Annotated in this window: 11 protein-coding genes and 1 other annotated feature (1 of these 12 running past the window's edge); of the genes, 2 read left to right on the forward strand and 9 right to left on the reverse strand. The window is 30.8% G+C overall.

All coding sequences use genetic code 11. The annotated features are described in order from the left end of the window. Positions 1–16: 16 nt before the first annotated feature. From selA to ACI48P_RS13255, 3 genes are all read right to left on the reverse strand, one after another. Positions 17–1,396: an L-seryl-tRNA(Sec) selenium transferase gene (gene selA / locus ACI48P_RS13245; protein ID WP_475216540.1), complete on the reverse strand. Its 1,380-nt coding sequence runs from the start codon at positions 1,394–1,396 to the stop codon at positions 17–19. A 52-nt stretch (positions 1,397–1,448) separates the two neighbouring features. Then, positions 1,449–2,489, reverse strand: coding sequence for a selenide, water dikinase SelD (gene selD / locus ACI48P_RS13250; protein WP_475216429.1), 1,041 nt, complete (start codon positions 2,487–2,489; stop codon positions 1,449–1,451). Positions 2,490–2,572: 83 nt separating this feature from the next. Then, complete coding sequence (locus tag ACI48P_RS13255) at positions 2,573–3,226, reverse strand: helix-hairpin-helix domain-containing protein (protein WP_475216430.1); 654 nt, start codon at positions 3,224–3,226, stop codon at positions 2,573–2,575. 81 nt (positions 3,227–3,307) lie between these two features. Between ACI48P_RS13255 and ACI48P_RS13260 the strand changes: the two genes are divergently transcribed. Next, positions 3,308–4,627: a D-alanyl-D-alanine carboxypeptidase family protein gene (locus ACI48P_RS13260; RefSeq protein ID WP_475216432.1), complete on the forward strand. Its 1,320-nt coding sequence runs from the start codon at positions 3,308–3,310 to the stop codon at positions 4,625–4,627. A gap of 203 nt (positions 4,628–4,830) precedes the next feature. Next, entirely contained in the window at positions 4,831–5,076 is a 246-nt protein-coding gene (locus ACI48P_RS13265) for a hypothetical protein (protein WP_475216434.1), read from the forward strand. Positions 5,077–5,116: 40 nt separating this feature from the next. On the opposite strand, the gene sdaAA is transcribed toward ACI48P_RS13265, so the two are convergent. The 6 genes from sdaAA to leuS all read right to left on the reverse strand — a co-directional run bounded on the left by sdaAA (position 5,117) and on the right by leuS (position 12,947). Next, positions 5,117–5,995, reverse strand: a complete 879-nt coding sequence (sdaAA, locus tag ACI48P_RS13270) for an L-serine ammonia-lyase, iron-sulfur-dependent, subunit alpha (RefSeq protein ID WP_475216435.1) — start codon at positions 5,993–5,995, stop codon at positions 5,117–5,119. 20 nt (positions 5,996–6,015) lie between these two features. Further along, positions 6,016–6,690, reverse strand: a complete 675-nt coding sequence (gene sdaAB / locus ACI48P_RS13275; protein ID WP_475216437.1) for an L-serine ammonia-lyase, iron-sulfur-dependent subunit beta — start codon at positions 6,688–6,690, stop codon at positions 6,016–6,018. 369 nt (positions 6,691–7,059) lie between these two features. Then, entirely contained in the window at positions 7,060–7,440 is a 381-nt protein-coding gene (locus ACI48P_RS13280) for a RidA family protein (protein ID WP_475216439.1), read from the reverse strand. Between the two features lie 130 nt (positions 7,441–7,570). Then, complete coding sequence (ilvA, locus tag ACI48P_RS13285) at positions 7,571–8,788, reverse strand: threonine ammonia-lyase (protein ID WP_475216441.1); 1,218 nt, start codon at positions 8,786–8,788, stop codon at positions 7,571–7,573. 318 nt (positions 8,789–9,106) lie between these two features. After that, entirely contained in the window at positions 9,107–10,324 is a 1,218-nt protein-coding gene (gene ilvA, locus ACI48P_RS13290) for a threonine ammonia-lyase (protein WP_475216443.1), read from the reverse strand. Between the two features lie 202 nt (positions 10,325–10,526). Beyond that, a complete protein-coding gene (gene leuS / locus ACI48P_RS13295; protein ID WP_475216445.1) occupies positions 10,527–12,947 on the reverse strand; it encodes a leucine--tRNA ligase in 2,421 nt (806 codons plus the stop codon). A gap of 122 nt (positions 12,948–13,069) precedes the next feature. Next, positions 13,070–13,193: a binding site (T-box leader), on the reverse strand; it runs 64 nt beyond the window's last position.

Genomic DNA, 13,193 nt, shown 5'->3' on the forward strand with positions numbered 1-13,193 from the left:
TTTTTATATCTATATATTATTTAAACGCATTTTTCAGTTGATCAACTATAACATCAAATTCCTCTTCAAAAATCGTTCTTACGTCTAATACATATTTATTATCATATACCCTTGCGATAATATGTGCATCACTTAACCTTAGTCGCTTTTCTAGAGTTGATACATTCATGTTATTCGGTGTAATACTTATTACCTTTGATTTAATTGTTTCTAGAGGCATTGAACCTCCTCCAACTTGAGAAAATCCATCTTCAAGATTTATGATAGCATCAAGGTTTAATGAGTTTATTTTATTGAATAACTCTTCACCCTTAGCTTCTAACTCTTCTAATTTATAAGTTAGCATTTTAAGAGTAGGTATATTCTTTATTGCTTTTTCTTCATCTAAATACATTCTTAAAGTGGCTTCAAGAGCACATATAGTAAGCTTATCAACTCTTAATGCTCTAGTTAACTGATTTTTCTTCATTTTTTCTATGTATTCTTTTTTACCAACTATAATTCCTGCCTGTGGGCCTCCAAGCATCTTATCACCACTAAAGGTAACTATATCAGCACCTTGTTTTATTGAATCTAATACTGTTGGCTCATATGTTAGACCGTATTTAGAAACATCTATGAATACACCACTACCTAAGTCTTCAATTACAGGAATATTATTTTTCTTTCCTAATTTAGAAAGTTCCTCTATTGAAACACTATCAGTAAATCCTAATATTCTGTAGTTGCTAGTATGAACTTTCATTATAACCTTCGTTTCTTCACTTATTGCTTCTTCATAATCTTTTAAGTGTGTTTTATTTGTTGCTCCTATTTCCACTAAATTAGCACCACTAAGAGCCATTATGCTTGGAATTCTAAAAGAACCTCCAACTTCAACTAACTCACCACGAGAAACTATTGCTTCACCATCTTTCGCCATAGTACTTAAAACTAAAAGAACAGCTGCAGCATTGTTATTAACTACTAGCACATCCTCTGCTCCAGTTAATCTTTTTATTGTTTTTGTTAGGTGAGAATATCTTGATCCTCTTTCACCTTCATCTAGGTTGTATTCTAAATTTGAATATCTAGATGCCGCATCCCAAACCTCATCCTTAATACTTTCGCTAAGCAGAGATCTACCAAGATTTGTGTGAATCACAGTTCCTGTTGCATTTATTACCTTCTTTAAAGATAATGAGTAATTCATTCTTACATTATTAACAGAGTTTTGTATTATCTCTTCATTAGTAACTTTAAAATTTTCTATTTCACTATCTTTTAGATTTACAATTGATTTTCTTTTATAATCTATCGCTTGTCTTATAGACTCTAACACTAAACTTCTTGGGTACTCATCTATTATTTCTACTATTTTATGGTCCCCTAGTACCTCATCAACTGACGGTAACATTGCAAATAATTCTCTTTTATTCAAAACAATCACTCATCCCTCTTTTATTTTGTTATACTACTTTAATGTATTTATCTCCCTTAGATCTAACTTCTCCTATTATCTTAGCTTCTATAGAACCATTTTTTTTCATATCTTCAACAAGTGCTTCTGCTAACTCAGATTTTACAGATATTAGTAAACCTCCTGATGTTTGCGGATCATATAATATATCTTCCATTGCAACATCAATACCTATTAATTCTACATCTTTAGAAATATATTGTTTATTTCTATACATTCCCGCTGGTATAATCCCCATATTTGCCATTTCTAATGCTCCATCTAATATAGGTACTTCTTTAGAATCTATTTCTATGCTAACCTCTGAAGCTTTTGCCATTTCTAAAACATGACCTAATAATCCGAATCCTGTTATATCAGTTACAGAGTTAACTTCAAAATTTTCAAAGCTCATAGCTGCATATTTGTTTAGATGTATCATTACTTCTATAACTCTATCTCCAATTTCCTTATCTACCATATTCTCTTTCATAGCAGTATTTAAAATACCAACTCCTATAGGTTTAGTAAGGACTAATTTGTCACCTGGTTTAGCAGTTGCATTTGATAAAACTTTATCAGGGTGGACTAACCCTGAAACTGAAAGCCCATATTTAGGCTCTTTATCGTCTACAGTGTGACCTCCAACTAAAAGAGCACCGCTTTCCTTAACCTTTTCAAATCCACCTTTAAGAATTTCTGCAAGCACATCCATATCATGACACGACGGGAAACAAACTATATTCATAGCCACTGTAGGTTTCCCTCCCATAGCATAAACATCTGATAATGAATTTGATGCTGCTATTTGACCAAAAACATATGGATCATCTACCATTGGTGTAAAGAAGTCTAAAGTTTGTATTAATGCCATTTCATCATTTAATTTATATACTGCAGCATCATCTGCTGTGTCTAATCCCACTATTAAATTTTCTGTGTTCTCATTTTTGGGTAATTGAGATAAAACTGATGCCAGAACCTCTGGACCTATTTTTGCTGCTCAACCACCTGATGTTGTCATTTCTGTTAATCTCTCTAAAACTTTCATAATGCTCTCCTTCCCATAACTCATACATACTAATAATAACATATTTTATGTAGTTTATTAATAGATATTGTTGGTTTTTGAACCTATTCTACACAAATTAAATCCTTAATGTCCTCATATTTTTTATCACCAATTCCATTTACATTTTTAATTTCTTCAATAGAATTAAACCCGCTTTTTTCTTCTCTGTATTTTACTATTTTATTAGCAGTGGCTTCTCCAACGCCTGGTAGATTATCTAACTCTTGTATATCCGCCATATTAATATTTATTTTTTTATTTTCATCATTTTTGTCTTCATCTAAATACTTAGCTTCCTTCTCTATTCCAGTATTTTCTCCTATTTTAGGTATAATATAATGTTGTTCATCATTTAGTTTAATAGCTAGATTTATTCTATTTAAGTCAGCATTTTCTGTAACACCACCTAGTTCTTGTACTGCATCATAAAGGCGCTTATCATTTTTAATACTAACTATCCCTGGATTAACTACTTCTCCACTTATATAAACAGTTATTTCTTTTTTATTTACATTTTCATCTTTAATATTAATTTCTTCAGTTTTGTTATTAATCTCTTTAGTTTTACTATCTTCTTTTACTAATATACTTTCTTTATCTTTACTTTCACTATTACTTACTACATAAACATCATCATTTATGTTAACATTTTCCTTAAATAGTACCAAACTAACTGATACTATAAGTAATATCGAGAAAATCACTATTTTTTTCACAGTTTAATCACTCCTTTCTTTTGATTATTGCCTAAAATATGTTATACTAAAATATAAGTTTAAAAATTTGGAGGTTAACAGATGAAAAGAATTCTATCACTTATAGTGGCATTTCTTTTGACCTTTACAACATTTTTTAACTCAGTAAATATATCTTATGCTAACGAAACAGAGCCCACTTTAACAGCACAATATGCTGTTTTAATGGACTACGAAACTGGTACAGTCTTGTATGATAAAAATGGTTCTGAAAAGCTATATCCAGCTTCTACTACTAAAGCTTGGACTGCATATGTAGTACTTAAATATGTTTCTGATTTAAATGACGTTATTAAAATTGAAAATCTGCCACCTATAGAAGGTACTAGTATGTATCTTAGAAATGGTGAGTCTTTTACGGTTAAAGAATTGTTAGAAAGTTTATTAGTCCATTCATCAAACGATGTTGCCTATGTTCTAGCTAATTATGTAAGTGGCTCAATAGAAAAATTTGTAGAGCTAATGAATAACGAAGCAAAATCAATAGGAGCAAAAAACACTCACTTTAATAATCCACATGGATTACCTGATGAAAATCATTATACAACAGCTTATGATATGGCACTTATGGCTAGAGAAGCCATGAACAATAACATTTTTAGAGAAATGGTTAATTTGAAATACGTTAAATATAAGCCTAATGAATTTTATGAGTATGAAAGATCATTTCTTAATAGTAACAAATTTTTTAATTCATCTGAGAAGATAAATTATAAAGGCCAAGAAATCCCAATTAAATATGACATTGTGGATGGTATTAAAACTGGCTTCACTGATGATGCTGGAAGATGCCTTCTATCTAGTGCAGTAAAAGATAATATGAGAGTAATATCTGCAGTATTTAAAACAGTGGGAAATGATGTTTATCTTGATTCTAGAACTCTAATAGATTATGGGTTAGATAATTTTAAGTCAGCTACTATAGTTAACAAATCAGACTTTACTGATAGTATTGACGTTAAATTTAGCAAACAAGGCAAATTAGTTTACGAACCTGCACATAGCTATAAAGTTGTACTTTCAAAAAAAAGTAAAGTAGATGATTATAAAACTAATGTTAAGCTGGATAATATCAACTTACCAATAAAAAAAGGTGATAAAGTTGGTACTTTGGAAATTTATAAAGATAATACCCTTGAATCTAATATTGATTTAATTGCAACCGACAATGTAAATAGTATTTTTTCATTTATAACAGAGAATAAAGCTTTTTTAAACATACTTAAGCTAGCTGTAATTGTTATAATCATACTTACAATAATAGTTGTAATACTAATAATTCGAAAAAATATCAGAAGAAAAAATAGAAAAAATAGAAAAAATATATATAATATAAATTATAATAAAAAGAAAAGAAAATAAATAAAAAAGAGGAAAAGCAATTTAATCTGCTTTTCCTTATTTTTTTATTCAAGTAATTCATTTGAATTTAGTTTCTCGTGTTACATGTATTTATTATGCATTTTTACATTTTTGTATCAAAGGTTACAGACTTTTTCTGCTCAAACAGTTATAATTCAATAAGATATTTTATATTTATTTAATATGACCTTGGAGGTAGAATTATGAGTTGCGGATGTGCTAATACAGATAAAAATAATGGTAAAAGTGTTGTTGATTTAGTTAGAAGTAAAGGAAAAGACACTTTTCCTCTAAGAACTCCATTAGAATTAAAATGTTCTAATTGCGAAAATACTTTTACTATGAATACTCATGTAGACAAGTGTCCACAATGTGATATGGTTTATGGAGTTACTCCTTGTAGCTCTCATGATAAAGGAAATGTAAAACCAGCAGGAATAAATTATTAAAAAAAGAGGTTTACTGTTTTCACAGTATACCTCTTTTTTATTATCCGAATATTTTAGTTGTTAAAGAACATCCAGTACAAGTAGCAGCAACTCCACCTAATGCAGTTTCTCTTAACTCCATTGGTAATGTCTTTCCTACTTTGTACATAGCTTCAACTGTTTCATCAAATGGTATTATGTTTAATATTCCAGCTAAGCATAATTCAGCTGATATTAAAGCATTTGCAACACCTATAGCATTTCTACCTTGACAAGGTGCCTCAACAAGACCTGCTATTGGGTCACATACAAGTCCCATAACGTTTTGTAAACAATGTGATGCAGCATGTACAGCTTGCTCTACAGATCCACCCATCATTTCTACAACACCAGCAGAAGCCATTGCAGCAGCTGCACCAGTCTCAGCTTGACATCCACCTTCAGCTCCTGAAACAGTAGCATTTCTAGTTATTATTACACCTATAGCAGATGCAGCAAATAAAGCATCTATCATTTCATCATCACTGAATCCATATTCTTTTCCTATTGTTACAACAGCTCCTGGTAATATACCACAAGAACCTGCTGTTGGAGCAGCAACTATAAGACCCATAGAAGCGTTAACTTCCATTGTTCCCATTGCAGCAACCATAGCTTTATTCATTAACTCTCCACATACACTTCTTCCAAGTCCTCTGTATTTAGTTAATTTCTTAGCTTCTCCACCTATAAGTCCACCCATAGATTTTATATCTTCTTCAACAGCTTTTTCAGTAGCTGCTTTCATTATTTCTAAACTTACTGCCATTTTTTCTCTTACTTCTTCTTTAGTTACACCTAAAAGTTCTGCTTCTCTAGCTATACATATCTCACTCATAGACATGTTAAATTCGTTACATTTTTCTAATAATTCTGCTCCGCTTGTGAAGTTATATTTCATTTTTCCTGTCTCCTTACTAATTAGAATTTATCTAGTACTACAACCTTAGCCACAACTTCAAATTTCTTTAGTTGATCTATAACATCTGCTTCTAATTGATCATCCGTTTCTATAGTAACAAATGTATATTCTGATTTAGCTGGTTTATTTGTTGACATTGTTGCTATGTTCTTATTGTTATGAGCAAGTAATCCTGTTACGAAAGATACTGCACCCGGTATATCTTTTATTTCTAATACTACAGCAGCTCTTGACCCGTTAAAGTCTAAAGCTAATCCATCCATCTCTGTAAGTTTTATGTTACCTCCACCTATAGAAGCACCCATTACATTTGATTCAGAACCATCTTCTAATGTCATTAACATCTTAACTGTATTAGGATGTACATTATCTCCTAAATCACTTTTTATGAATTCGAATTTAACACCTTGCTCAGCTGCTAATTCAAATGAATTCTTTATTCTTGCATCATCTGGTTGGAATCCTAATATACCACCAACTAATGCTTTATCGGTACCATGACCTTTATAAGTTTCTGCAAATGATCCATGTAGTAAGAATTTTACTTCCTTTACAGGTTTACCTGCAATCTTAGATGCAATCTTTCCTAGTCTAGCAGCTCCTGCCGTATGAGAACTAGATGGTCCTATCATGTTAGGACCTACGATATCAAATACACTATAATCTTTAGCCATTATGTTACCTCTTTCCTTGAAATGTCTCTTAAATTTGTTTTTAAAATTTTATTTAATGTCAACTATTTAAAAATTAATTTAAAAAGCATCTAAATTGTCAAACGCTTACCTAATACTTATAGTATGTTTAAAAATTAATTTTATATTTATATAAATAGTATTTATCTTTGTCAAACATATATGCGCATTTCTTCGACATATATATTCATTATTATATAAAAAATTTTCACTTTTGAAAACTACTTTTTCTAATTTTATTATTTCTAATTATTTCATTTTAAAAATATTACAATTTTCTTAAAATTCGACATTTTTCGCGCAAATTTGTGAATTTAAAATGGCTAGTCTTTCAACTAGCCATCTCTTTAATTATATTACAGCTATTACTTCTATTTCTACCTTAACATCCTTAGGTAATCTTGCTACTTCAACACAAGCTCTAGCTGGCTTGTTTTCACCGAAGAATTCAGCATATACTTCATTTATAGCTGCAAATTCGTTCATATCTTTTATGAATACTGTAGACTTAACTACATGAGAGAAATCTGCTCCAGCTTCTTTTAATATAGCTTCAACATTTTTTAAAGATTGAGCTGTTTGAGCTTTAACATCTCCTTCAACTATTTCCATAGTTTCTGGTACGAATGGAACTTGTCCTGATACGAATATCATGTTTCCAGCTTTAACAGCTTGAGAGTATGGTCCTATTGCTTTAGGAGCATTTTCTGTATGTATTATTTGGTTTTTCATTTGTAATTCCTCCTTGAGTTATAAATATTCAATTATAATTATATATTAGTGTCTTTTTATTGTATATAATTTTTTTGCAGGTAAAAGAATTAGTTTTTGACAATTTTTTTACCTGCATAATTTTTTATTATTACATTTCTATAATTTTAAATCCGTGTTCAGTTACAGCATTTTTGATTTTTTCTATATGCTCATGGTTAAATGTTTCTAATACTAACTCCGCACTTTGAGTACCTAATGCACCACCAGTAGAAAGTCTTGATATGTTAGCACTTAGTATATTTCCATCATTTGAACTTATTATTCTAGTTAATTCTGCAAGTCCGCCTGGTTTATCTTGTATAACTGTATTGAATGAATATCTTCTTCCTTCTTTAGCTAAGGCAGTTCCTATTACTCTGTATAATGTGTTAACATCTACATTTCCTCCAGATATTACACAAACTACATTTTCGTCTTTTGATGGTACATATTTCTTACTTAAAAGAGCTGCTGTACTAACTGCTCCAGATCCTTCTGCTACTACTTTTTGATTTTCCATTAAATATAGTATTCCTTGAGCTATTTCAGCTTCCTCTACTACTACTACTTCATCAACTAATTCTTTTATTATTTCAAATGTCTTGTCTCCTGGTGTTTTAACAGCTATACCGTCTGCTATAGTTGTATCTTTAAATGCAGTAGTTACTTGTCCTGCTTCCATAGATGCCTTCATTGAAGGTATATTAGCAGTTTGAACTCCTACTATTTTAACGTTAGGATTTAAAGCTTTTGCTGCAACAGCAATCCCAGCTATTATTCCTCCTCCGCCTATTGGACATATTATTGTATCAACTTTACTATCTAATTGTTCAAATATTTCTAATGCGATAGTTCCTTGTCCAGCTATAACATGTTTGTCATTAAATGGATGTAAGAATGTAGCCCCTGTTTCTTTTTGTATTTCAACAGCCTTAGCATATGCATCATCATATACTAATCCATTTAATACTACTTCAGCTCCATATCCTTTAGTAGCAGTAACCTTTGCAAGTGGTGCAGTTGAAGGCATAACTATTGTAGCGTTTATTCCACTCATTCTTGCACCTAGTGCAACACCTTGTGCATGATTTCCTGCACTTGATGCTATTACACCTTTTGCTTTTTCTTCTTCTGTAAGATTTGCTATCTTGTTGCATGCTCCCCTAACTTTAAAAGAACCTGTTTTTTGTAAATTTTCACATTTATAATATATATTAGCACCAGTCATCGTACTAAGTTTAACGCTTTCCAATATATCAGTTTTCTTTACAATATCCTTTATCGTTTCTCTTGCTTCTCTAATGTCTTGTAATGTCACATATTCCATTTTAGTACTCTCCTATAAAATGAATTTATTTTTATTTCTAACAATTGCTATTTTATATGCTTTTTTTATAAAAATCAATATGAAAACGCTTTTTTGTAATTTTTTTACTTGTCGAAATTCATATAAAAGTGTAATAATTGATAACGTTTTTAAGCATTTTATTCATTTTATTTTATTTAATTAGATAATTTTATAGTTTATCCTTAAATTTATTACAAATAATGAATATTTTACTTTATCATATTTCATTTTAAAAGTTATAAAATATAAACATATTTTTATTTTTAACAATTATCAATTTTTTATTATTATAAAAATTTATAATTCATTTAATATAAATCCACTTTTTTCTATATCTTCTTTTATTTTTTTAATATGATTATGATCAAATGTTTCTAAAGTAAATTCCGCCATTTGTTTTCCTATTTCTCCACCCGATGATAACTTAGATTGATTTGCATTTAAAATATTCGCATTGTTTTCACATATTATTTTAGCTAGTTCGAAAAATCCACCTGGTTTATCTACCATTATAGTACTAAATGAATATCTTCTACCCTCTTTAGCTAGTGCACATCCTATAACTCTATACAGTGTATTTACATCAACATTTCCCCCAGATATAACACAAACTACATTTTCATCTTTTGAAGGTACATACTTTTCACTAAGTAACGCTGCTGTACTAACAGCTCCTGATCCTTCTGCTACTACTTTTTGGTTTTCCATTAAGAATAACATCCCTTGAGCTATTTCACTTTCTTCTACAACTACTATCTCATCAACTAGCTCTTTTATTATTTCAAAGGTCTTATCTCCTGGAGTCTTCACTGCAATACCATCTGCTATAGTCGGTGCATTAAAGGCTGTAGTCACTTTTCCATTTTTCTTTGATTCATACATTGATGGAATGTTTGAAGTTTGTACACCAACAATTTTAACATCAGGATTTATAGCTTTTGCTGCTACTGCTATTCCTGCTATTATTCCACCTCCACCTATTGGACATATTATTGTATCAACATTATTATCTAATTGTTCAAATACCTCAAGAGCAATTGTACCTTGACCTGCTATTACATATTTATCATTAAATGGATGTAGAAAAGTTGCATTACTTTTTTCTTGAATTTCAACAGCTTTAGCATATGCATCATCATACACCTCACCATGTAAAACAACTTCTGCTCCATAGCTTCTTGTCGCTGTAACCTTAGCTAATGGTGCAGTTGCTGGCATTACTATCGTGGCATTTATTCCACTCATTTTTGCACCAAGTGCAACCCCTTGAGCATGATTTCCTGCGCTTGATGCTATTACACCATTTGTTTTTTCTTCTTCTGTGAGATTTGCTATTTTATTACAAGCTCCCCTTATTTTGAATGAACCTGTTTTTTGTAAATTTTCACATTTATAATATATATTTGCACCTGTTTTAATACTTAATTTTGTACTTTCTAGTATATCAGTTTGTTTTACTATACCTTTAATTGTATCCCTTGCTTCTTGAATGTCCTTTAGTGTTATGTTTAACATAAAAATCCCCCTTGTAAAACGTTTTTTTGTCACTTATATGATATACCATCTATAATCAATTTACTAGATAATATTTTATTATTTGATATTTTTTAAATCTATTTTTTGAGTTACTATCCATCATAATTTCATGATACGTAAAAAAGCCTTCAAAGATGTACATATTGTACATACTTTAAAGGCTTATAATAAATTTTTTTTATTATTTTACAACTATATTAACTAGTTTCTTAGGAACTGCTACAACCTTAACTATTGTCTTTCCTTCAACTAATGCTTTTATTTTTTCATCATTCATAGCTATTGCTTCCATTTCTTCTCTTGAAATGTTAGCACCTATGCTTAATTTTCCTCTTACTTTACCATTTATCTGAACTACAACTTCTATTTCATCTTTAACTAAAGCTGATTCATCATATTTTGGCCAAGATATATCAAAGATACTTCCTTCTTTACCTATCATCTTCCATAATTCTTCACCTATATGAGGAGCAAATGGAGCAAGTATAGTTATTATATTTTCTATACCTTCTTTTATTACTGCATCATTTCTATTATCTAACTCTTTGTACTTGTACATTTCGTTTATTAATTCCATTAATGCAGATATAGCAGTATTGAATCCAAACTTTTCATTTAAGTCTTCAGTAACTTTCTTTAATGTAGCATTGATTGTGTATCTCATAGCTTTATCTTCTTTAGTTAAATCACCTAAAGTAGCATCAGACTTAGCTATATCTTTTAATTCATCTACTAATCTATATACTCTGTTTAAGAATCTGAAGCATCCTTCAACACCTTGATCTGACCATTCTAAGTCTCTTTCTGGTGGTGCTGCAAATAATACGAATAATCTAGCTGTATCAACTCCGTATTCTTCTATTATTTCTACCGGTGCAACAACATTTCCTTTTGACTTACTCATCTTAGTTCCATCTTTTAGAACCATACCTTGAGTTAATAAGTTCTTGAAAGGCTCCTTGAAATCTAACATTCCCATTTCATTAAATGCCTTTACAAAGAATCTAGCATAAAGAAGATGTAGGATAGCATGCTCTACTCCACCTATATATTGGTCAACTGGCATCCAGTTGTTAACTGCATCTTTACCAAATGGTTCTTCAGTATTTTTAGGATCTATATATCTTAAGAAATACCAAGAAGAATCTACGAAAGTATCCATTGTGTCTGCTTCTCTTCTAGCAGGCTTTCCACAACATGGACAAGTAGCATTCATAAATGTTTTTGATGTTGTAAGTGGTGATTCACCTTTACCTGTAAACTCTACATCTGTTGGTAATAATACTGGTAAGTTTTCATTCTTTTCAGGAACAATACCACAGTCTTCACAATATAATACAGGTATTGGACATCCCCAGTATCTTTGTCTTGAAAGTAACCAGTCTCTTAATCTATAGTTAACTGTTTTCTTTCCTCTTCCCATTGCTTCTATTTTTTCTATTATTGCATCGAAAGCTTTAGATGCATCCATTCCATCAAATTCCGCTGAGTTTACCATTATGTTATCTTCATTTATTACTTCAACTACTTCTAAGTTATATTTAGCTGCAAATTCAGAGTCTCTTTCATCATGTGCTGGAACTGCCATAACTGCACCTGTACCATAGTCAGCAAGAACATAATTTGCTATCCATAATTGAACTTTCTTTCCGTTTAATGGGTTTATAACATATTTACCTATGAACATTCCTTCTTTTTCAACGTCGCTTGAAGTTCTTTCTATTTCAGTCATAGTATGCATCTTTTTAACAAATGCATCTACAGCTTCTTCATAGTCTGTTCCAGCAACTAATTCCTTAACTAGTTCATGTTCTGGTGCAAGTACCATGTAAGATACTCCATATGTAGTATCTGGTCTAGTTGTAAATACTGTTATAGACTTGTCACTTCCATCTATATCGAAAGTTATTTCTGCTCCAGTACTTTTTCCTATCCAGTTCTTTTGCATTGTTTTAACTTTATCTGGCCAACCATCTAAAGTATCTATATCTTGTAATAATTCTTCAGCAAAGTGAGTAGTTTTGAAGTACCATTGTTCTAAGTCTTTCTTTACTACCACTGAATCACATCTTTCACATGCACCTTGTACAACTTGCTCATTAGCAAGAACTGTTTCACAAGATGGACACCAGTTTACGAAAGATTTTTTCTTATAAGCAAGTCCATGTTCTAACATCTTTAAGAATATTTGTTGAGTAAACTTGTAATATTCTGGTGTAGATGTAGCTATTTCTCTATCCCAGTCAAAGCTAAGACCTAAAGTCTTTAATTGCTCCCTCATATCCGCTATATTTTCCATAGTCCACTTATCTGGATGCACACCATGTTTTATAGCTGCATTTTCTGCAGGAAGTCCAAATGAATCCCATCCCATTGGATGAAGTACATTGTACCCTTGCATCTTTTTAAATCTAGCAACAACATCTCCTATAGAATAGTTTCTAACATGACCCATATGTAGGTTTCCTGATGGATAAGGGAACATTTCTAATGCATAGTATTTAGGTTTACTAGTATCATTAGTATCTGTTTTGTATTGTCCATTTTCTTCCCAAGTTTTTTGCCATTTTTGCTCAATTTCATTTGGCTTATAAACGCTCATCTTTTATCCTCCTATTATTTTACTTCCTAAACTATATTCGTTATATTATCCATAATTTTATAGTTTTAGTAGTTTATGATTTTATTATTGTAATAAAAAAATCCTCAATCACTAAACTTACGTTTAGGGACGAGGATTATATTCGCGGTACCACCCTAATTAGCCTTAAAAAAGACTCTCTTAGATAGTTTTTATGCCAACTACGGCTAAATAGATTTCATCTAGCAAGTTCAAAGTTATTTTTTA

The organism is Romboutsia sp. LXY-2, from assembly GCF_056171995.1.